This window comes from Caballeronia sp. SL2Y3, from assembly GCF_022879575.1.
Classification (GTDB): domain Bacteria; phylum Pseudomonadota; class Gammaproteobacteria; order Burkholderiales; family Burkholderiaceae; genus Caballeronia.
In genome coordinates this window covers 1,920,096-1,939,391 of the sequence record NZ_CP084260.1, presented here as the reverse complement: position 1 = coordinate 1,939,391, position 19,296 = coordinate 1,920,096, and the positions used below count along the sequence as shown (strand labels likewise).

Genomic DNA, 19,296 nt, shown 5'->3' with positions numbered 1-19,296 from the left:
CTCGTTCAGCGCGGGGCGCGTGAAGCGCTCGGCACGCGCGGCGCGCTTCCGAAAATGCTGCGCAGCCACGCCGCGAAGCGCGTGAAGCCGTCGTAGGGTTCGTCGACGAACAGCTCCGGCCGCATCGAGCGCAGATACTCCAGCAGTTGCTGCGCTTCCTGTTTCTGGATCGATCCGTAGAAGATGCCGAGCCGCAGCAGCGCGCGCAGCTCGCCGAGCTTTTCGCGCGCAGTCGAGCCGACGTTCGTTTCGACCGCGATCTTCGCATCGAACACGCGCTGGCGCAGCGAATCGGCGAGCCGCCAGGCGGGCGTCTGCATCTTCTGTTCGACTTCGCGGATATCCACCGCCGCCGACTTGATCTGCGAGGCGAGCACGTCCACCTGCGAGGCGTCGCCCTTGGCTTCGGTGACGATGGCCGTCGCCCATTCGCGCGACGCTTTCACGAGATCCTCGGCGCTCCAGTCTGAGCGGATCGCAAACGCAAAGCCGTGCTCGGCCGCCTGCCGGATCAGGATTTCGACGACATCCGGGAACTCCTTGTCGAGCGCGCGCTTCGCCCACGCATACTGGCCGTGCGTGAGCATGCGCTGCACGGCCTGCTCGGTGAGCGGCGTGTCGTTGTCGAGCAGCTTCGCGCGCAGAAAGTCCTCGAACGACGGCGTGACGAACTGCGGGTCGAGCTTGAGCGACAGACGCAGGAACGCCTCGAAGTCGCGGTTCAGCGACGCGATCGTTTCATCGCGCAACGAAAGAGTGATTTGACGCATGTCGGTTTCCGGGTTCCGCGCTCGGCTGGCCCGATGGCGGGAAGTGCTGTCGGCCTGCCGCGCGGGCGGAGTCCGTTCGTTTCAGATAACGGCGGGCGGGCCGGAAACTTGAGGGCTTTCGGAAGACGCCTCGCTTTGGTATTCAGCGCAGCACGACGAGCTGCCAGACGAAGAACACGCCGAGCGATACGGCGATCGTCAGCAGCGCGCGGCGTGTCAGCGCGCAAACGACGATGGCCGCCAGCGCCGCGATCAGTTGCGGATTGCGCCACGTCAGCTCGGCGCCCTTGCCGTGCGGCGAAACCGTCATCGGCACGATGATCGCGGTGAGCACCGTCACCGGCACAAAGCCGAGCGCGGTGCGCACGACCGGCGCAAACGACAGCCGCTCGCCGAGCACGAACACGGCGGCGCGGATCAGATACGTGACGAGCGCCATGCCGACAATCAGGACGACGTAGTTCATTGCGCGCGCTCCTTGGCGTCTTTGACGCGGGGCCTTTGTTCGACGAGCGTGAGCAGCAGACCCACGGCGACGCCCGCGAGCACGGCCGCGAGCAGCCCGAGCTTGTACGGCCAGCCTTGCCACGCGAACGACAGCACGCCCGAAGCCAGCGCCGCCGCGACGAAGCGCAGCGCCACCAGTTGCGGCACGATGATCGCGATGAACGTGGCGACCATCGCGAAATCGAGCCCGAGCGACTTGAGCCCCGGAAACGCCGCGCCGAAGAAGAGCCCGATGAGCGTCCACGCTTGCCAGTTCACATACATCGCGATACCGGAGCCGAGGAAGTAGTGCGGCCCGGTCTCGCCCGGCGGGCGCGCTCGATAGTGCGCGTAGGCGACGGCGAACACTTCGTCGGTCAAGAGGCCGGCCAGCGCCCAGCGCCAGCGCGCGGGCAAGTGAGCGACGTAGGGCGCGAGCGTCGCCGAATAGAGCACGTGGCGCAGATTGACGACGAAGGTCGTCGCCCAGATGACGGCGAAGCTCGCGTGTCCCGCGATCATGCCGACCGCGATGAACTGCGCCGAGCCCGCGAAGACCGCGAGCGACATCAACTGGCCGTGCCAGAGCGTGAGCGGACTGGCAGTGACCAGCGTGCCGAAGATCACGCCGAAGGGCGCGGCGCCGATCATCATCGGAATGGTGTCGCGTGCGCCGGCGGCGAGTTCGCGCCAGGCGTTGCCGGATGGTGCGGATGGTGCGTTCAAAGTCGTCCTCCTGATTCGCGGAGGATAGGCCCATTACGGTGCGCGGGCTTGTACGTTCTTGCGGTGCCGGCCCTCACTCACCGCCAGCGCCCCGGCGCGACGCCGAACGCGCGCTTGAAATGCCGCGTGAAGTGGCTTTGATCGGTGAAGCCGCTCGCCGCCGCGACCTGCGCGATCGACGCCCCCGCGCGCAACGCCGGCAGTGCCCGCGCGATGCGCAACTGATTGCGCCACGCATGCGGCGCGAGACCGGTTTCGCGCGTGAAAAGCCGCGCCGCGTGAAAGGTGGAAAGCCCGACGACGCGCGCCAGTTCGGCAAGCGTGACCGGTTCGAGCAGATCGTCGGCGAGGCGTGATTTCATCGTGGCGACGCGGGCGGCATCGGCGGCGGGCGGCCCGCACGACGGGCGTTGCAGCGCGTGCCGGGCGAGCAGGGTCGTCACGGCATCGACGAGCGCGGTTTCGGCGGCGAGGGGATCGGCGCGGGCGGTGTCGTTTGTGGCATCGGTCGTCAGGCTTTCCAGCGCCCGATGCGCGCGCAAAAGCCGGCGCGCTAGGTCGTCGTCTCGGATGATCTCGGTCGAGAACCACGGCGAGGCCGCGCGCGGCGACAGTTCACGCGCGAGCGCTTCCACGAACGGCACGGGCAGATAGAACACGCGATAACGCCATCCCGTATCGACGGCCCGCGCGCCGGTATGCACCTCGCCCGGATTGATGACCGGCACCGATCCCGCTTCCGCCACATGATGCGAGCCGCGATAGTCGTAACACTCGGAACCCGCTTCGATGACCGGCACCGTGTACGCGTCGTGCCAGTGCGGCGTGAACGCGTGATCGTAGTACTCGGCCGTGACCATATCCGCGTCCGGCACCAGCGGCGAGCGCCAGTAACGCGCGGCGTTGCGAACGCGTGGGGCGCTCATCGGTAGATGCGAAGGGTGCGAACGGCGCGAAGGCGGATCGCCCAGTCTACCGCTTCCGTGCCCGGCAGGCGTCCGGCGCTCACTTGACCGGGATCGTCGTGCCTTCGGGCACCGGCACCGCCGTGACGCTGTTCTTCGCGCTGCCGCTCGCGACGCGGTCGCTGTACGTCAGGTACACGAGCGTGTTGCGCTTGGTATCGACGATACGCACGACATGCAGCGTCTTGAAGATGAACGACATGCGGTCCGTGAAGACATCGGTCTTCTGCTTGAGCGGCTGCGCGATCTTGATCGGCGCGACCTGACGGCAGGCGATGGACGCTTCTGTCGGGTCTTCCGCGATGCCTAGCGTGCCTTTCACGCCGCCCGTGCGCGCCCGCGACACGTAGCACGTCACGCCGGAGACGAGCGGATCGTCGTACGCCTCGACGCTCACGCGGTCGGAGCCGGTGAAGCGGAAGTTGGTATTGACGCTCGCGATCTCCTCGGCGTGCGCGAAGCCCGCGCCGAAAAGAAACAGGAGCGATGCGCTCAGAACAAACGGTGCGGTGCGCTTCATCGAGATCCCAGGCATAAAAGAAAAAGGGCGTCGTATTGTAGCGACGCCCTTCGGTCTCTTCGTTTCTTCTGCTGCGTGCGGCGCCGGCATCAATGGAAGATCAGATAAAGAATTACCAGCACCACGACCGGCACACCGAGCAGCCATCCGAGTAGGTAAGGCATATCGTCCTCCTTGCGCATGTTTGTTTTCGACGGTTCCAGTATCGCGGACCGCGAAGGCCCGCGTTAGCGGTGCGCGTCCGAAATGCGTGTAGGCGCTGTCCTATCAGGTCTTACGGCAGCGTTACGGATTGGTCATGCCATCATGAGATACGCCGTCGCGCGATTTCTTCGCTGGCCGGTCGCGATACAGCGCGCGCACATAGTCGAGATGCGCGCCTGCGCAGTCGCGCGCGCGGGCCGGATCGCGCGCCACGATGGCATCGAGCATCGCGCGGTGCTGTGCGAGCAGGTCGGCTTCCACGGCGTCGTCGTAATCGACCAGGCGATGCGACGTGAGCATCGACTCGCGCATCACTTCGTTGAGGCCGTGCATCACGTGCGTCAGCGCGATGTTGTGCGTCGCATCGGCGATGGCGAGATGGAAGGCGGCGTCTTTTTCCGCGATGCGCGTGCTTCTCTGGGCGACCGCGGCCTGCAGCGCGTCGAACGCGGCGGCAATGCGCGCGAGATCGGCATCGGTGGCGCGCTCGGCGGCGTAGGCCGTTGCGAGCGTTTCCAGGCCGTGACGCAGTTCGAGCACGTCGGCGCTCGCGTCGGGCTGCTGTTCGAGCAGTGCGGCGAGCGGATGCGAGACGAGCGGCGCCGTCACGTCCGACACGACGAAGCCGCCGCGCCCCGCCGCGCGGATGAATCCGTCCGATTCCAGACGAATGAGCGCTTCGCGCAGCGACGGCCGCGACACGTTCAATTGCTCGGCGAGATCGCGCTCGGCAGGCAGGCGCTGGCCGGGCAGCAGGGTGCCGTTCGAAATCAGTTGACGAATCTGGCCGGACACGACATCGGAGAGGCGCACGCGGGCGTAGGCGTGCGAGTGGACGGGCTGGAAGGTCATCGGTCGGAGCAACGCGGCGAGAGGCTTTGGATTACCCTAGTTTGACACGAAAGCCCCGCTTCCCTAAAGTCTTGGTCAGACCAAGCTGACCAACGCGGACTGTCCGCCAAGCGATCACCATGAAAGTTGCCCTTTTCGTCCCCTGTTTCATCGACGCGTTCTATCCGCAGATCGGCATCGCCACGCTGGAATTGCTGGAGCGGCTCGGCCTCGACGTCGACTATCCGCAGGATCAGACATGCTGCGGCCAGCCGATGGCCAATAGCGGCGCGCACGCGGACGCAGCCGGCGCGGAGCGCGTCTTCGCCCGAAACTTCGCGGATTACGACTATGTGGTCGGCCCGTCGGCGAGTTGCACGCATCACGTGCGCGAGCACTTCACGGCCATCGAGCAGACGAGCGCGGTCCAGAAGGTGCGCAAAAGCACCTATGAACTGGTCGAATTCCTGCACGACGTCTTAGAGGTGCGCGACTTTCCGTGGGCCGAATTCCCGCATCGCGTCGGCCTGCACAACAGTTGCAGCGCCGTGCGGCATCTGCGCGAGACGTCGAATTCGGAAGTCGCGGGCACGCCGTACTCGAAGCCGCGCGCATTGCTCGAACGCGTGAAGGGCATCGAGTTCGTCTCGCCCGCGCGGCCCGACGAATGCTGCGGCTTCGGCGGCACGTTTTCCGTCACCGAAGAGGCCGTGTCCGTGCGCATGGGCCAGGACAAGGTGCGCGACCACATCGGCGCGGGCGCGGAGTACATCGTCTCGGGCGACATGTCGTGTCTCATGCATCAGCAGGGCTGCGCCGAGCGCATGAAGCTCGACGCGAAGTTCATCCACATTGCGCAGGTTCTGAACGGAGCGCGGGCATGACGAAGACCGTTCGCATCGATCACGCGAAGGCTGCGGGCGCGTTCCTGCAGAAAGCCGACCACGTGGCGTTTCACGACAAGCGTCTCTGGGACTTGCGTTCGAAGCGCGACGCGCAGGCGCACGGCATTCCCGAGTGGGAAGCGTTGCGCAATCTGGCATCGGGCATCAAGGAACACACGCTGTCCAATCTCGCGGATTACATCGCGCAGTTCGCGGATCAGGCCGGAAAAAACGGCGTCGTCGTCCATTTCGCGGCGGACGCGGAAGAGCACAACGCGATCGTCTACAAGCTGATGAGCGAGCGTGGCATGACCACGCTCGTCAAAAGCAAGTCGATGCTGACCGACGAATGCTACATGCGCGACTATCTGGAGCCGCGCGGCATCACGGTGATGGAAACCGATCTGGGCGAGCGCATTCAGCAGCTCGATCATCAGGACCCGAGCCATATGGTCGTGCCCGCCGTCCACAAGCTGCGCGCGGACGTGGCCGAACTCTTCGGCAAGACCATCGGCACCGATCCGAAGAACAGCGACATCCACTATCTCGCCGAAAGCCAGCGCATGAACACGCGGCCGTACTTCGTGCGTGAAAAGACGGCGGGCATGACGGGCTGCAACTTCGCGGTGGCGGAGACGGGGACGGTCGTCGTCTGCACGAACGAGGGCAACGCGGATCTCTCGGCGAACGTGCCGCCGCTGCATATCGCGTCCATCGGCATCGAGAAGCTCATTCCGACCATCGCCGATCTCGGCGTGTTCGTGCGCATGCTCTCGCGCAGCGCGCTCGGCTCGCCGATCACGCAGTACACGTCGCACTTTCGCGCGCCGCGGCCGGGCACGGAGATGCACTTCATCCTCGTCGACAACGGACGCTCGGAACGGCTCGCGCTCGAAGACTTCTGGTATTCGCTCAAGTGCATCCGCTGCGGCGCGTGCATGAACACATGTCCGGTGTATCGGCGTAGCGGCGGGCTGTCGTATGGCGGCACGTATTCCGGGCCGATCGGCGCGATCATCAACCCGACTTACGACCTGAAGCGCTACAGCAGCCTGCCGTTCGCCTCCACGCTCAACGGCAGTTGCACGAACGTCTGCCCGACGAAGGTCAACATTCACGAGCAGATCTACAAGTGGCGCGCGGTGATCGCGGAGCGTCACGAAGTGCCGTTCGTGAAGCAGGAAGTGCTGAAGATGGCGGGGCGTCTGCTCGCGAGCCCGACGCTTTACCGCGCGACGGTCGCGTCGCTCGGCGGCGCGCTGAAGCGGTTGCCGAACTTCGTGCTGTACAACCCGCTCAACATCTGGGGCCGCGGGCGCGACTTGCCTGAAGCGCCGGCCGAGACCTTTCACGAGTGGTACAAGAAAAACCGGAAGCCTGCCAAATGACGACCCGCGATGCCTTTCTCGCAAAGATTCGCGCCGCGCAGCCCGCAGCGCGTCCGCGCCCCGAACTGCCGATTTTTCCGTCGCCGGAAGGCGATTTGCAGACGCGCTTCATCGCCGCGCTGACCACGATGGGCGGCACCACGGCGCACGCGCACAGCCTCGCCGAAGTAAAAGAGATGATCGCCGCGCGTTTCGGCGCGGATGCGGTCGTGGCGTCCGCCGTGCCGGGTCTCGAAGGGACTCGTGTTCTCACGCCGGATACGGCCCCGGCGTCGATGCAAGATGTCGATGTGGGCGTCGTGCGCGGGCGCTTCGGCGTCGCGGAGACGGGGTCCGCCTGGTTCAGCGAAGACGAGTACGTCGTCAATTCGATCGGCTATCTCGTGCAGCATCTCGTGGTGCTGCTCGACCCCGCGCAACTCGTCGACGGCTTGCAGCAAGTGTATCGACGGCCCGACTTCGAGTCGGCGCGCTATGCCGTGCTGGTGACGGGTCCGTCCGCGACGGCGGATATCGAAGGCGTGCTCATTCGCGGAGCGCAGGGCGTGCGTTCGCTGACCGTCGTGTGGATTCAGTAGCGCCAAAAGATTGCCACCGCGATGCCGCCGAACAGCAGCCACTTCACGATGTAATAGACGGTCCGGTTCCACGCCTTCAGCCGCTTGCCGACGAGCCGGATCGAATAGAGATACTTGAACGCGCGATTCAGGCCGCCGGTGCGGTCGCCGGTTTCGTTGGGCGAGGCCGCCGCGCGCATCAGAAAGCCGCCGACTGCGTTGTTCACTGCCTGCGCCCAGCGGTACTTCATCGGCCGCTCGATGTCGCAGAACAGAATGATGCGGTCTTTGTCCGTCGTGTTCTCGGCCCAATGCAGATAGGTTTCGTCGAAGACGACTTCCTCGCCGTCGCGCCACGAGTACCGCTCGCCGTCCACAACGATCGCGCAGCCGTCGTCGTTCGGCGTCACGAGCCCGAGGTGATAACGCAGCGACCCGGCATACGGATCGCGATGCAGCGTGAGTGTGCCGCCGGGCGGCAACATGGCGAACATCGCGGCTTTGACGCTCGGGATGTTCTGCAGAATCGAGAGCGTCTTCGGGCAGACCGCGACCGCCGACGGATGCGGCCGGTCATACCACTTCAGATAAAAGCGCCGCCAGCCGCGCCGGAAAAACGAGTTGAAGCCGATGTCGTTGTAGGCGCCGGCCGCCTGAATCTTGCTCGCTTCGTGCAGGGCGAGGGCTTCGGCGCGAATCGTCTGCCAGTGCGCCTTGAGCGGCGCCAAGTCCGGAAACAGGGAAGGGTGAAGGTACGGCGTGGACGGCACGCGCGAGAAAAGATAGACGAAGCCGTTTACCGGCGACATGAACGTCGAGTGGTCTGATAGCTGCCGGAAGAAACCGTGGCGGACCTTGCCTCGCCAGTGCGTGTACGCGGCACACGCGATAAACAGCATGAGAATCAGCCAGCGCATCTGCGTTTCCCCTTGCGTCACTGTCGCCGTTAGCGTCAACAAAACCTGACGGAATTATCGAACCGAAACGCAGTGTCTGCATAAACCGCCGGGCGAAGGGCAGAGCGCGCCCAGAAAGCAAAAAGCCCAGTCACGCGACTGGGCTTTATTGCTTGGAGCTTTTGGCTCCCCGACCTGGGCTCGAACCAGGGACCTACGGATTAACAGTCCGGCGCTCTACCGACTGAGCTATCGGGGAACATCTACAACAGTGCAACTGACTAAAAAGCCCAGTGAACTGACTGGGCTTTGCTGAATTCTTGGCTCCCCGACCTGGGCTCGAACCAGGGACCTACGGATTAACAGTCCGGCGCTCTACCGACTGAGCTATCGGGGAACATCTACAGCAGAGAAGCGGAATTATAGGGAGCGTCTCTTACCCTGTCAACGCCGATTCTTCACTCGAAACACCTTTTTGCACCGGCGCGAACTCGTCCTAACCTGACCACAGAAGGACTCCCGTCCGCCTCAACGCTCGAGCAGATTCAGTTTGTCCTTCACGTCCTTGAATTCGTCGGCTTCGGGCAGCGGCGCCTTCGTCTTCGTGATGCTCGGCCAGTTGCGCGCGAGGTCCGCGTTCAGTTCGATGAACTGCTGCTGGTCGCCGGGCACGTCTTCTTCGGCGTAAATGGCATTCACCGGGCATTCGGCCACGCACACGGCGCAGTCGATGCACTCGTCAGGATCGATCGCGAGAAAGTTGGGACCTTCACGGAAGCAATCCACCGGGCACACATCCACACAGTCGGTGTAGCGGCACTTGATGCAGCTTTCGGTCACAACGTGAGTCATTCAGGCTCCTGCATACGCAATTCGTGGGGGCGGCGTCCGGCAGCCTGCGTGGGCCAAGGCGGGTACGCGCGCCGAAACGCGTATTGTAGCGTAACGGTCAAAACGGGCGCGACCGCCGCGGGACGTGCCTTATATCGTTTTGGAATGTATGTATGCGCGGTTGCCAAAAAGGGTCGGCGAGCGTCTTGCCGGTCCGCGCATTCGGGTAACATGGCCCCAAGGCACGCCGCAGCAAGACGGCGCGCGGTCTCATCGCTCGATGTTCCAGCCAAACCATGATCATCAATTCGCTGCTCGATACCGACCTCTACAAGTTCACGATGATGCAGGTCGTGCTGCATCACTTCCCGGCTGCGCACGTGGAATATCGCTTCCGCTGCCGCACGCCGAATGTGGATCTCGTGCCGTACATCGACGAGATTCGCGACGAAGTGCGCCAGCTCTGCAATCTGCGCTTCCGTGAAGAAGAGCTCGACTATCTGCGGCGCATGCGCTTCATGAAGAGCGATTTCATCGACTTTCTCGCGCTTTTTCATCTCAACGAGAAGTCCATCCGGATTTCGCCGTCGCCGAAGAACAACGGCGAGATCGACATTCTGATCGAAGGGCCGTGGCTGCATACGATCCTGTTCGAGATTCCGGTGCTCGCGATCGTCAACGAGGTCTACTTCCGCAACACGCAGCGTCGGCCGGAGTACGAAACCGGGCGCGAGCGCCTGCGCGACAAGATCAAGCTGCTCGCCACGCCGCCCGAGTATTCCGATTGCAAGATCGCCGATTACGGCACGCGCCGCCGTTTCTCGAAGCAGTGGCACGAGGAAGTGGTGCTGACGCTCAAGGAGCGCCTCGGCGAACAGTTCGCGGGCACGAGCAACGTGTTCTACGCGATGAAGCACGGCCTGCGGCCGCTCGGCACCATGGCCCACGAGTATCTGCAGGCGTGTCAGGCGCTGGGACCGCGCCTGCGCGATTCGCAGATCTTCGGCTTCGAGATGTGGGCGAAGGAATATCGCGGCGACCTCGGTATCGCGCTGTCGGACGTGTACGGCATGAAGGCGTTCCTGCGCGACTTCGACATGTACTTCTGCAAGCTCTTCGACGGCGCGCGCCACGATTCGGGCGATCCGTTCGACTGGGGCGAGCGCCTCATCCGGCATTACGAAGAAAACCGCTGCGATCCGCGCACGAAGGTGCTCGTCTTTTCGGACGCGCTCGACATTCCCAAGGTGCTGCAACTCTACGAGCGTTTCCGTGGCCGCTGCCAGCTGGCGTTCGGCGTCGGCACGAATCTCACGAACGATCTCGGTTATCAGCCGCTGCAGATCGTCATCAAGATGGTCCGCTGCAATGGGCAGCCGGTGGCGAAGCTCTCCGATTCGCCCGGCAAGAACATGTGCGACGACAAGGCGTATCTCGCTTACTTGCGTCAGGTGTTCGGCATCGAGCAGCCGGTCGAGGAAAGCTGACACTGCACGCGGCCTATGCCGTTCGGCCGAGGTCCGTACACCCGGACCGGTCGATATAATCAGCGTCAGTCTTACGTCGCGCAGACACCGCCGCGACGTTCCCACGCACGCATCCACGAGGACGGCACCATGGACACATCGGCCGCGCGCCGCAACATTCTCGCGCGCATTCGCAGCGCGCAGGGCAGGAAAGGCGCGCCGACCGAGGCCGAGCGTGCCGCCGTCGAAGACTATCTCGCGCGTCATCCCGCCGGTCCGCGTCCGCCGCTTCCCGCCACGCGCGACGAACTGATCGCGCGTTTTCGTCTGGAGGCCGAGCGACTTTCGACGAGCGTCGCCGAAGTCGAGGCGCTCACCGACGCTCCCGCCGAAGCCGCGCGCTATCTCGACGCGCTCGGCCTTTCGCGCGATGTCGTCGCGTGGCCCACGCTCGCTGATCTGCCGTGGATGCAAGCGGGCATCGCCGCGTCGCTGCGCAAGCCCGTCGATGCGGACCTCGTCGGCATCACCGGCTGCTTTTGCGCGGCAGCGGAGACCGGCTCCATCGTGCTGCTGTCGGGACCACAGACGCCCGCGTCCGGCGCGCTTCTGCCGCAGACGCATATCGCCATCGTGCCGGCGTCACGCATCGTCGCCGCGCACGAAGACGCCTTCGCGCTGATGCGCGCCGAGCGGGGCGAGTTGCCGCGCGCCGTCAACTTCGTGTCGGGGCCGTCCCGCACGGGCGATATCGAACAGACCATCGTGCTCGGCGCGCATGGCCCGTATCGTGTCCACGCCATCATCGTGCGGGGAGCGTAAGGACAGTGCCGCGTTTCGTTTTGGGCTTTCTGCTGTCGCTTTGCGCGATCTCTGACGCTTCGGCCGCCGCGCTCGACGGCGCCTCCCTGTCGGCGGCGTGGGGCGTTCCGTTCATCGGCATCCTGCTGTCCATCGCGGTGTTTCCGCTCGTCGCCGGCAAAGTGTGGCATCGCCATTTCGGCAAGATCGCGGCGGCGTGGGCGCTGGCGCTCCTCGTGCCGTTCGCGTTCGCGTTCAGCATCGGCACGGCGTTCGGCGTGCTCGTTCACGCGATGCTCGAAGAGTACGTGCCGTTCATCATCTTGCTCGCCGCGCTCTATACGGTGGCGGGCGGCATCTGCGTGCGCGGCAATCTGCACGGCTCGCCGCGCGTGAACACCGCGTTGCTCGCGCTCGGGACCGCGCTTGCCAGCATCATGGGGACGACGGGCGCGGCCATGCTGCTGATCCGTCCGCTCTTGCGGGCCAACGATAATCGCAAGCATGTCGCGCATGTCGTGGTGTTCTTCATTTTTCTGGTGGCGAATGCGGGCGGTTCGCTCTCCCCGCTCGGCGACCCGCCGCTCTTTCTCGGCTTTCTGAACGGCGTCGATTTCTTCTGGACGACGCGTCATCTCGCGCTGCCCACGCTCTTCGTCTGCGGCGTGCTGCTCGCGCTCTTCTACGCGCTCGACAGCTACTTCTGGCATAGCAAAGAGGAGTCGCGACGGCCGTTTCTCGATCCGACGCCGGACACGCCCACGTTCGGCGTCGACGGCACCATCAATTTCGTACTGCTGGCGGTCATCATCGGGCTCGTGCTGATGAGCGGCTTGTGGAAGCCGGGCGTTGCTTTCGATGTGTTCGGCACGCACGTCGCGTTGCAGAACATCGTGCGCGATACCGCGCTGGTGCTCGTGCTGATTGCATCGCTCGCGCTCACGCCGAAGCGCGCCCGCGCGGGCAACGCGTTCAACTGGGCGCCGATGATCGAAGTCGCCAAGCTCTTCGCGGCCATCTTCGTCACCATCGCGCCGGTCATCACCATCCTGCGCGCCGGCGAGGCAGGCGCGTTCGCCGCAATCGTGCGCGCGGTATCGGATGCGAACGGCGAGCCTGCTCATCTCGCCTATTTCTGGGCGACGGGGCTGCTCTCGTCGTTCCTCGACAATGCGCCGACCTACCTCGTGTTCTTCAACCTCGCGGGCGGCGACGCAGACACGCTGATGACCACGGGCGCCACGACGCTCGCCGCCATCTCGGCGGGCGCGGTGTTCATGGGCGCGAATTCGTACATCGGCAATGCGCCGAATTTCATGGTGAAGGCCATCGCGGAATCGCGCGGCGTGCGCATGCCGGGTTTCTTCGGCTACCTCGGCTGGTCATGCGTCGTGCTGCTGCCGCTTTTCGCCGTCACCGGCTGGCTATTTTTCTAGGAGCATGAGATGAAGAAAGTGCTTGTGGCTCGCCCTACGTTTCCCGATGTGATCGAGCGCCTGAAACAGTATTTCGAAGTCGACGTGAACCTGGGCGACGTGCTGCCGCAAGATGAATTCGTGCGCCGGCTCGCCGATAAGGACGGCGCGTTCACGGCCGGCGAGATGGTCGGGGAGAAGGAACTGGCGGGCGCCCCGAACTTGAAGGTGGTCGCCAACATGGCGGTCGGCTACAACAACTTCGACATGCAGGCGTTCGACGCGCACAAGGTGCTCGGCACGAACACGCCGCATGTGCTGAACGAAAGCACCGCCGATTTCGGCTGGGCGCTGATGATGGCGGCGGCGCGCCGCGTCACCGAGTCCGAGCACTTTCTGCGCGCGGGCAAGTGGCAGAAGTGGTCGTTCGATTCGTTTCTCGGCGTCGACGTGTACGGCTCGACGCTCGGCGTGATCGGCATGGGACGCATCGGGCAGGCGCTCGCGCGGCGTGCGAGCGGCTTCAACATGCGCGTGATCTATCACAACCGCTCGCGCGTCGCGCCCGAAATCGAGGCGCAGCTCAACGCGGAATATGCGTCGAAGGAAGATCTGCTCAAGCGCGCGGACCACGTCGTGCTCGTGCTGCCGTACTCGAAGGAAAGCCACCACACGATCGGCGCGGCCGAGCTTGCGCTGATGAAGCCGACGGCCACGTTGACGAACATCGCGCGCGGCGGAATCGTCGATGACGCGGCGCTGATCGAAGCGCTGCGCGAGAAGCGCATCGCGGCAGCGGGCATCGACGTGTTCGAAGGCGAGCCGAATCTCAATCCCGGTTTCCTCGCGCTGGAGAACGTCGTGCTCACGCCGCACATCGCGAGCGCGACGGAGACGACGCGTCGCGCCATGGCGAATCTCGCCGCGGACAATCTGATCGCCGCGCTGGGCGAAGGCCCGCGCGCAGGCAATCCGCCGAATCCGATCAACGCTGGCGTGCTCGGCTCATGATCGAATTGCTGTACGGCGCGCTCGCGTTGCTCGCGGTCGCGCTGGTCATCGCGTTGATCGCGCTCGTCGCTGTCATGCGGCGTGCCGCGAACGTCGATATCGACGAGGAGTTCGCCGCGCTCACCGATCGCGTGAACGACATGGGCGAAGCGCATGCGCGCGCGCAGGAGCGGCTCGAACGCGGACTGCGCGGCGATATCGCGGAACATGCGCGCGTCTCGCGCATGGAATCGCAGGGCGGCTTCGCGCAGTTTCACCAGACGCTCGCGACGCAACTGGCGAGCACGTCGAGCGTGCAGAACGCGCAGTTCGACGCGCTTGCCCAGCAACTCGCGCAGCAAAGCCAGCAGGCGCGCGAAGATCAGAGCAATGCGCTGAAGCGTTTCGCCGATTCCATGACGCTGCATCTCGCGCAACTTTCGGAAGCGAACGACCGGCGTCTGGCGGAAGTGCGCGCGACGCTGGAAGCGCGTCTTAAGGACATCGAAGCGAACAACGCGGCGAAGCTCGAAGAAATGCGCCGCACGGTCGACGAGAAACTGCACGCGACGCTGGAGCAGCGGCTCGGCGAATCGTTTCGGCTGGTGTCGGAAAGGCTGGAGCAGGTCCATCGCGGGCTCGGCGAAATGCAGTCGCTGGCTGCAGGCGTCGGCGACCTGAAGAAGGTGCTCACCAACGTCAAAACGCGCGGCATCTGGGGCGAAGTGCAGCTCGAATCGCTGCTGGAGCAGTTGCTCACGCCCGATCAGTACGCAAAAAACGTCGCGACCGTGCCGAACAGCAACGAACGCGTCGAGTTCGCGATCAAGCTGCCGGGCCGGCACGACGCGCCGGGTATCGCCGGTTCATCGGGCGATGTCGCGACGCCGGTGTGGCTGCCCATCGACGCCAAGTTTCCCCGCGAGGACTACGAGCGTCTCATCGATGCGCAGGAGCGTGCCGATCCCGTCGCGGTGGAAGAAGCGTCGCGTGCGCTCGAAGGACGCTTGCGCGCCGAGGCGCGGGCGATCGCGCAGAAGTACGTCGCGCCGCCTTATACGACGGACTTCGCGTTGCTCTTCCTGCCGACCGAAGGCTTGTACGCCGAAGTGTTGCGTCGTCCGGGCCTGAGCGACTTCTTGCAACGCGAGTATCGCGTGAGCGTGGCTGGTCCGACGACGCTCACCGCGCTGCTCAACAGTTTGCAGATGGGGTTCCGGACGCTCGCCATCGAGAAGCGGTCGAGCGAAGTGTGGCAAGTGCTCGGCGCGGTGAAGACGGAGTTCGGCAAGTTCGGCGACGTGCTCGCGCGCACCAAGGCGCAGCTGGAAACCGTCACGCGGTCGATCGAGGCGGCGCAGACGCGCACGCGTCAGATGGGCAAGCGCCTGCGCGACGTGGAGGCGCTGCCGCACGAAAAGGCGGCAGGCGTGCTCGGAGATTTATCGTCGCCCGAGAGCGACGACGAGCTATGAATCGCGCTCAGGCCGCGCCGTCCGCCAGGCGATCCAGCGAATCGCCGGTAATGCGCACTACGCGCCAGTCCGGCAGCACCGTCGCGCCCATCTTCTCGTAGAAGTCGATGGCGTTCTGATTCCAGTCCAGCACCGACCATTCGAAGCGCCCGCACTGACGCTCGACGGCGAGCGCGGCCAGTTTCCTGAGCATCATCGTGCCGACGCCGCTGCCGCGCAGCGCGGGGCGCACGTAGAGGTCTTCGAGATAGAGACCGCGCTTGCCGAGGAAGGTCGAGAAGTTGTGGAAGAAGAGGGCATAGGCGACGACCTCGCCTGCCTGCTCCGCGACGAGCGCCTCCGCTGCCGGGCGCGCGCCGAACAGTGCGTCGCGCAAGCCGTCCTGCGTCACGACAAAGAGATGCGTGAGCTTCTCGAACTCCGCGAGTTCGAGCATCAGGCCGTAGATGGCGGCGATATCGGCGGGCGTGGCCGGACGAATGGACGCGGCGCTCATGCTTCTTCCGGTGCGTCGGACAGCACGATTTCGATGCCGCCGAAGCGCGACGCCACCCAGTTATAGGCGTGGCAGGCAATCCACAGCAGCACGAAGCCGAGAATCGCGTTGAGCAGCAGCGCGCTCGTGACCGTGCTCACCTCGACCGAGCCGTAGCGCACGAATGCGACCACGACGCCGAGCAGCACGATCGGCACGCTGAACGTCAGATACACGAGGATCAGCGCCTTGGCCGTCTGTCCCGGTGCGATGGATGAGATCTGCTTTTTCATGGGAGGAGAACCCCGTCTATCGATAGTTGGAATGTGGGCCGCCGCGGCTTCGCGCATGATGAGTTCGCTATTAACTGTTAGCTGTCAGATGAGGCCGTCGAACGGCACGATGTTCACTTCTTCGCCCGCGTCGATATCGGCGCGGTCGTGTTCCAGCACGATGAAACAGTTCGCCTCGCTCATCGAACTCAGCACGCCCGAGCCTTGCGGGCCGGTCGTCACGACGCTCCACAGTCCGGCGGCATCAAGCGTGGCGATGCCGCGCTGGAATTCTGTGCGGCCCGCGCGCTTGCGGATCGGCTCGCTGCAACGCGCCCGGATCACGATCGGCGCTTGCCGCGCGGCACCGGACATTGCGATCAGCGCCTCGCGCACGATGAAGTAGAAGGTCGCCATGACCGCGACCGGATTGCCCGGCAAGCCGAAAAAGAGCGCGGACTTGCCGGTGCCCGCACGCGGACCGGACCACAGACGGCCGAACGCGAGCGGCCGCCCGGGGCGCATCGCGATTTTCCAGAACGCCACGTCGCCGAGCGAGTTCATCAGTTCGCGCGTGAAGTCGGCATCGCCCACGGACACGCCGCCCGAGCTGATGACCACGTCCGCCGCTTCCGTCGCTTGGCGCAGCGCTTTTTCCAGCGACGCGCGATCGTCGCGAACAATGCCCAGATCGACGGTTTCGACATTCAGCCGGCGCAGCATCGCAAAAAGCGTGTAGCGGTTGCTGTCGTAAAGCGTGCCGGGCGTCAGTGGTTCGCCGACAGAGCGCAGTTCGTCGCCGGTCGAGAAGAACGCGACGACGAGGCGCTTCTGCACGTCGACCTCCGCGATCCCGAGCGACGCCAGCAAGCCGAGATCCGACGCGCGCACGACGCGGCCCGCGCGCAACGCCGGTTTGCCCCGCGCGAGGTCTTCGCCCGACAGCCGCCGGTTCTGGCCCGCGCGGACGGCGTCGGCGGAGAAGCGAATGGCGTCGCCTTCGCGCGTGACGAGTTCTTGCGGCACGACGGTGTCGCAGCCCTCGGGCATCAGCGCGCCGGTCATGATGCGCACGCATTCGCTCGCCGCCGGGCGACCCGCGAACGGCCGTCCGGCGAGCGCGGCACCCGCGACTTCGAGCGTCAAGGACTGCGTTGCCGACGAGAGTGCCGCGCCGGAGAACGCATAGCCATCCATCGCGGAGTTGTCGAACGCCGGCACGTCGATGGGCGAGACGACGTCGTCGGCGAGCACGCGGTTCAGCGCATCGAAGAGGGCGACGCGCTCCACCTGCGCCTGCCCGCGCGGCATTGCCCATTGACGCACGATTTCCTGCGCCGCCTCGACGGGCAACGCATTCGGATCGTAGTGAGCGACGCAACCGGACAGTGGCTTCAACGTGGTCATGAACTGGCGTGAGGCGCGACGTGCGCGAGAAGCGGCAGACGCCGCGTGACGAAAGGCCGCCGGTAGGCTGGCGCAATGCTGTGCGAGCGCCGGCGTCTCTCTACCGGCGCTCCAGCTCGGCTAGCTGGCGTAAATCATTAATATTGTAAAACGCGCGATCCTCGTGAAATGGCACTTGCACCGCCTTGTGGCGCGCGTACCACGCGCGTACTTTGCGCTCGCCGGCCGCGAGCCGGGCGTCGAGATCGTCGGCGAGCGAGGCGCGCTGAAGCGCGAAAACCGGATGCGCGATGCGTTCGCCGCCAGGTTCGATCGTCGCGGCATAGGCGATGTCGGCGTTTTCGGCGTCGAGCGCTTCGCCGAGCAGCACGCCGAGCCGTTCATCGACGAACGGGGCGTCGCACGGCGCGATCAGCACGAACTCGGTGTGCGCCGCCCGCAACGCCGCCGCGATGCCCGCGAGCGGACCGGGGTAGTCGCCGAGCGTGTCCGCGATCACCCGGGCGCCGAACGGCGCAGCGAGTTGCGAATATGCGTCGATGTTGCGGTTGGCGCTGATCAGCATGGCGCTCGCTTGCGGCGCGAGGCGGCGCAGCACGTGCAGCGCGAGAGGTTCGCCGAGAAACGGCTGCATGCCCTTGTCGACGCCGCCCATGCGCGAGCCGCGCCCGCCCGCGAGCACGAGCCCGGTGACGTTCGAAGCCAGAGCGGCGGGCGCAGTCGCGAACACGTTAAAAAACTCAGCCGCCGATGTACGACATTTCCACGCGCGGGCCGTCTTCGCGCGAGGCCGCCGACGCGCTGCCGCGCAACTGCGAGTAGCGGTCGCCGCGCGCTTCCCAGATGCGGGCGATGGCCGTGGCCACGTCTTCATCGCTCGCACCGCCGCGGATCAGCGCGCGCAGGTCGTGGCCCGCGGACGCGAAGAGGCACAGATAGAGCTTGCCTTCGGTGGAAAGCCGGGCGCGCGTGCACGAGCCGCAGAAGGCGCGCGTCACGCTCGAGATCACGCCGATTTCGCCGCTTCCATCGCGATAGCCCCAGCGCTGCGCGGTCTCGGCGGCGGTGTGCGCTTCGAGCGGCGCGAGCGGGAAGTGCGCGGCGATGCGCTCGACCACCTGCGCGGACGGCAGTACTTCGCCCATGTTCCAGCCGTTGGACGCGCCGACGTCCATGTATTCGATGAAGCGCAGAACCACGCCGCTGCCTCGGAAATGGCGCGCCATCGGCACGATTTCCTGGTCGTTCGTGCCACGCTTGACGACCATGTTCACCTTGATCGGCGCAAGACCGGCCGATTGCGCCGCCGCGATGCCGTCCAGCACGTCGGCGACGGCGAAGTCGGCGTCGTTCATGCGGCGAAAGAGGGCGTCGTCGAGCGCATCGAGGCTGACCGTGACGCGCGAAAGACCCGCGTCCTTCAGCGACCGAGCCTTGCGCGCCAGCAGCGAACCGTTGGTCGTAAGCGTGATGTCGAGCGGCCGGCCCTCGGGCGTGCGCAGTTGCGCGAGCCGGTCGATCAGGAATTCGATGTTCTTGCGCAGCAGTGGCTCGCCGCCCGTCAGGCGAATTTTCTCGACGCCGTGCGCGACGAACACGCGTGCGAGCCGCTCGATTTCCTCGAACGACAGCAGCGCGGAATGGGGGAGAAACGGATAGTCCTTGTCGAACACATCGCGCGGCATGCAGTAGACGCAGCGGAAGTTGCAGCGATCCGTGACCGAAATGCGCAAGTCGCGCAGGGGACGCGCGAGCGTGTCCGTCAGCAAGCCGGATGGCGCTGCGGCGGCGCCGGCGAAATCCGGAATCGCGCTGACATCGGCTAACGGGATGATGCGTCGGGACATGGCTGCTCGGGACTTCGGTCGAAAAGGCGATCAGCCCATTTTAGCGGAAGCGGGCAAGTCCGGCCGGGCACGGCCAGGCTCGGCGGACCG

At 65.2% G+C, this 19,296-nt stretch carries 21 protein-coding genes and 2 tRNA genes; 8 read left to right on the top strand and 15 right to left on the bottom strand.

What is annotated here, in order from left to right:
- Positions 1-5 precede the first annotated feature (5 nt).
- From LDZ26_RS09170 to LDZ26_RS09145, 6 genes are all read right to left on the bottom strand, one after another.
- Positions 6-770 carry a DUF4088 family protein gene (locus tag LDZ26_RS09170; RefSeq protein WP_244846944.1) on the bottom strand — a complete coding sequence of 255 codons (765 nt, stop codon included), beginning with the start codon at positions 768-770 and terminating at the stop codon, positions 6-8.
- Between the two features lie 142 nt (positions 771-912).
- A complete protein-coding gene (locus LDZ26_RS09165) occupies positions 913-1,236 on the bottom strand; it encodes an AzlD domain-containing protein (protein WP_244846943.1) in 324 nt (107 codons plus the stop codon).
- Complete coding sequence (locus LDZ26_RS09160) at positions 1,233-1,910, bottom strand: AzlC family ABC transporter permease (protein WP_244849134.1); 678 nt, start codon at positions 1,908-1,910, stop codon at positions 1,233-1,235. Before LDZ26_RS09160 ends, LDZ26_RS09165 begins: the two co-directional genes overlap by 4 nt.
- A gap of 149 nt (positions 1,911-2,059) precedes the next feature.
- The gene (locus LDZ26_RS09155) at positions 2,060-2,908 is read right to left on the bottom strand and encodes an AraC family transcriptional regulator (protein ID WP_244846942.1); all 849 of its coding nucleotides are present in this window, start codon (positions 2,906-2,908) and stop codon (positions 2,060-2,062) included.
- Positions 2,909-2,987: 79 nt separating this feature from the next.
- Positions 2,988-3,467, bottom strand: a complete 480-nt coding sequence (locus tag LDZ26_RS09150) for a CreA family protein (protein WP_244846941.1) — start codon at positions 3,465-3,467, stop codon at positions 2,988-2,990.
- Positions 3,468-3,752: 285 nt separating this feature from the next.
- Positions 3,753-4,523: a FadR/GntR family transcriptional regulator gene (locus LDZ26_RS09145; protein WP_244846940.1), complete on the bottom strand. Its 771-nt coding sequence runs from the start codon at positions 4,521-4,523 to the stop codon at positions 3,753-3,755.
- 119 nt (positions 4,524-4,642) lie between these two features.
- On the opposite strand from LDZ26_RS09145, the gene LDZ26_RS09140 reads away from it, so the two are divergent.
- From LDZ26_RS09140 to LDZ26_RS09130, 3 genes are read left to right on the top strand one after another with little or no spacing between them, the layout of a single operon-like run.
- A complete protein-coding gene (locus LDZ26_RS09140; RefSeq protein ID WP_244846939.1) occupies positions 4,643-5,386 on the top strand; it encodes a (Fe-S)-binding protein in 744 nt (247 codons plus the stop codon).
- On the top strand, positions 5,383-6,774 hold the full coding sequence (locus tag LDZ26_RS09135) for a lactate utilization protein B (protein WP_244846938.1): 1,392 nt from the start codon (positions 5,383-5,385) through the stop codon (positions 6,772-6,774). The genes LDZ26_RS09140 and LDZ26_RS09135 overlap by 4 nt, the downstream gene beginning before the upstream one ends.
- Positions 6,771-7,352, top strand: coding sequence for an LUD domain-containing protein (locus LDZ26_RS09130; protein ID WP_244846937.1), 582 nt, complete (start codon positions 6,771-6,773; stop codon positions 7,350-7,352). The genes LDZ26_RS09135 and LDZ26_RS09130 overlap by 4 nt, the downstream gene beginning before the upstream one ends.
- Here the strand turns inward: LDZ26_RS09130 and lpxO are convergent.
- The 4 genes from lpxO to fdxA form a co-directional block, all read right to left on the bottom strand.
- Positions 7,346-8,248, bottom strand: a complete 903-nt coding sequence (lpxO, locus tag LDZ26_RS09125) for a lipid A hydroxylase LpxO (RefSeq protein ID WP_244849133.1) — start codon at positions 8,246-8,248, stop codon at positions 7,346-7,348. The genes LDZ26_RS09130 and lpxO overlap by 7 nt on opposite strands.
- Positions 8,249-8,410: 162 nt before the next feature.
- A tRNA-Asn gene (locus LDZ26_RS09120) sits at positions 8,411-8,486 on the bottom strand.
- Between the two features lie 62 nt (positions 8,487-8,548).
- Positions 8,549-8,624 (bottom strand) — tRNA-Asn (locus tag LDZ26_RS09115).
- 131 nt (positions 8,625-8,755) lie between these two features.
- Complete coding sequence (gene fdxA / locus LDZ26_RS09110; protein ID WP_175944513.1) at positions 8,756-9,079, bottom strand: ferredoxin FdxA; 324 nt, start codon at positions 9,077-9,079, stop codon at positions 8,756-8,758.
- Positions 9,080-9,354: 275 nt separating this feature from the next.
- Between fdxA and pncB the strand changes: the two genes are divergently transcribed.
- From pncB to LDZ26_RS09085, 5 genes are all read left to right on the top strand, one after another.
- Entirely contained in the window at positions 9,355-10,545 is a 1,191-nt protein-coding gene (pncB, locus tag LDZ26_RS09105) for a nicotinate phosphoribosyltransferase (protein WP_244846936.1), read from the top strand.
- A gap of 129 nt (positions 10,546-10,674) precedes the next feature.
- Positions 10,675-11,346 carry a lactate utilization protein C gene (locus tag LDZ26_RS09100; protein WP_244846935.1) on the top strand — a complete coding sequence of 224 codons (672 nt, stop codon included), beginning with the start codon at positions 10,675-10,677 and terminating at the stop codon, positions 11,344-11,346.
- A 5-nt stretch (positions 11,347-11,351) separates the two neighbouring features.
- Positions 11,352-12,761, top strand: a complete 1,410-nt coding sequence (locus LDZ26_RS09095) for a sodium:proton antiporter (protein WP_244846934.1) — start codon at positions 11,352-11,354, stop codon at positions 12,759-12,761.
- Positions 12,762-12,770: 9 nt separating this feature from the next.
- Positions 12,771-13,751, top strand: a complete 981-nt coding sequence (locus LDZ26_RS09090) for a D-glycerate dehydrogenase (protein WP_244846933.1) — start codon at positions 12,771-12,773, stop codon at positions 13,749-13,751.
- Positions 13,748-15,205, top strand: coding sequence for a DNA recombination protein RmuC (locus tag LDZ26_RS09085; RefSeq protein ID WP_244846932.1), 1,458 nt, complete (start codon positions 13,748-13,750; stop codon positions 15,203-15,205). The genes LDZ26_RS09090 and LDZ26_RS09085 overlap by 4 nt, the downstream gene beginning before the upstream one ends.
- Before the next feature lie 7 nt (positions 15,206-15,212).
- On the opposite strand, the gene LDZ26_RS09080 is transcribed toward LDZ26_RS09085, so the two are convergent.
- From LDZ26_RS09080 to moaA, 5 genes are all read right to left on the bottom strand, one after another.
- Entirely contained in the window at positions 15,213-15,701 is a 489-nt protein-coding gene (locus LDZ26_RS09080; RefSeq protein WP_244846931.1) for a GNAT family N-acetyltransferase, read from the bottom strand.
- On the bottom strand, positions 15,698-15,973 hold the full coding sequence (locus LDZ26_RS09075; protein WP_049655276.1) for a hypothetical protein: 276 nt from the start codon (positions 15,971-15,973) through the stop codon (positions 15,698-15,700). Before LDZ26_RS09075 ends, LDZ26_RS09080 begins: the two co-directional genes overlap by 4 nt.
- An 84-nt stretch (positions 15,974-16,057) precedes the next feature.
- A complete protein-coding gene (gene glp, locus LDZ26_RS09070) occupies positions 16,058-17,359 on the bottom strand; it encodes a gephyrin-like molybdotransferase Glp (protein ID WP_244846930.1) in 1,302 nt (433 codons plus the stop codon).
- A gap of 100 nt (positions 17,360-17,459) precedes the next feature.
- Positions 17,460-18,014, bottom strand: coding sequence for a molybdenum cofactor guanylyltransferase MobA (gene mobA / locus LDZ26_RS09065; protein WP_244849122.1), 555 nt, complete (start codon positions 18,012-18,014; stop codon positions 17,460-17,462).
- Positions 18,015-18,099: 85 nt separating this feature from the next.
- Positions 18,100-19,206 carry a GTP 3',8-cyclase MoaA gene (gene moaA / locus LDZ26_RS09060; protein ID WP_244846929.1) on the bottom strand — a complete coding sequence of 369 codons (1,107 nt, stop codon included), beginning with the start codon at positions 19,204-19,206 and terminating at the stop codon, positions 18,100-18,102.
- Between the last annotated feature and the right edge of the window lie 90 nt (positions 19,207-19,296).

What these genes read in the sequence shown, in the direction of transcription:
- LDZ26_RS09130 (WP_244846937.1), top strand. Translation starts at nt 6,771, where the DNA reads ATGACGACCCGCGATGCCTTTCTCGCAAAGATTCGCGCCGCGCAGCCC.
- LDZ26_RS09145 (WP_244846940.1), bottom strand. Translation starts at nt 4,523, where the DNA reads ATGACCTTCCAGCCCGTCCACTCGCACGCCTACGCCCGCGTGCGCCTC.
- fdxA (WP_175944513.1), bottom strand. Translation starts at nt 9,079, where the DNA reads ATGACTCACGTTGTGACCGAAAGCTGCATCAAGTGCCGCTACACCGAC.
- lpxO (WP_244849133.1), bottom strand. Translation starts at nt 8,248, where the DNA reads ATGCGCTGGCTGATTCTCATGCTGTTTATCGCGTGTGCCGCGTACACG.
- LDZ26_RS09075 (WP_049655276.1), bottom strand. Translation starts at nt 15,973, where the DNA reads ATGAAAAAGCAGATCTCATCCATCGCACCGGGACAGACGGCCAAGGCG.
- LDZ26_RS09140 (WP_244846939.1), top strand. Translation starts at nt 4,643, where the DNA reads ATGAAAGTTGCCCTTTTCGTCCCCTGTTTCATCGACGCGTTCTATCCG.
- LDZ26_RS09100 (WP_244846935.1), top strand. Translation starts at nt 10,675, where the DNA reads ATGGACACATCGGCCGCGCGCCGCAACATTCTCGCGCGCATTCGCAGC.
- moaA (WP_244846929.1), bottom strand. Translation starts at nt 19,206, where the DNA reads ATGTCCCGACGCATCATCCCGTTAGCCGATGTCAGCGCGATTCCGGAT.
- LDZ26_RS09085 (WP_244846932.1), top strand. Translation starts at nt 13,748, where the DNA reads ATGATCGAATTGCTGTACGGCGCGCTCGCGTTGCTCGCGGTCGCGCTG.
- LDZ26_RS09155 (WP_244846942.1), bottom strand. Translation starts at nt 2,908, where the DNA reads ATGAGCGCCCCACGCGTTCGCAACGCCGCGCGTTACTGGCGCTCGCCG.
- glp (WP_244846930.1), bottom strand. Translation starts at nt 17,359, where the DNA reads ATGACCACGTTGAAGCCACTGTCCGGTTGCGTCGCTCACTACGATCCG.
- LDZ26_RS09150 (WP_244846941.1), bottom strand. Translation starts at nt 3,467, where the DNA reads ATGAAGCGCACCGCACCGTTTGTTCTGAGCGCATCGCTCCTGTTTCTT.
- LDZ26_RS09135 (WP_244846938.1), top strand. Translation starts at nt 5,383, where the DNA reads ATGACGAAGACCGTTCGCATCGATCACGCGAAGGCTGCGGGCGCGTTC.
- LDZ26_RS09165 (WP_244846943.1), bottom strand. Translation starts at nt 1,236, where the DNA reads ATGAACTACGTCGTCCTGATTGTCGGCATGGCGCTCGTCACGTATCTG.
- LDZ26_RS09080 (WP_244846931.1), bottom strand. Translation starts at nt 15,701, where the DNA reads ATGAGCGCCGCGTCCATTCGTCCGGCCACGCCCGCCGATATCGCCGCC.
- pncB (WP_244846936.1), top strand. Translation starts at nt 9,355, where the DNA reads ATGATCATCAATTCGCTGCTCGATACCGACCTCTACAAGTTCACGATG.
- LDZ26_RS09160 (WP_244849134.1), bottom strand. Translation starts at nt 1,910, where the DNA reads ATGATGATCGGCGCCGCGCCCTTCGGCGTGATCTTCGGCACGCTGGTC.
- LDZ26_RS09090 (WP_244846933.1), top strand. Translation starts at nt 12,771, where the DNA reads ATGAAGAAAGTGCTTGTGGCTCGCCCTACGTTTCCCGATGTGATCGAG.
- LDZ26_RS09170 (WP_244846944.1), bottom strand. Translation starts at nt 770, where the DNA reads ATGCGTCAAATCACTCTTTCGTTGCGCGATGAAACGATCGCGTCGCTG.
- mobA (WP_244849122.1), bottom strand. Translation starts at nt 18,014, where the DNA reads ATGGGCGGCGTCGACAAGGGCATGCAGCCGTTTCTCGGCGAACCTCTC.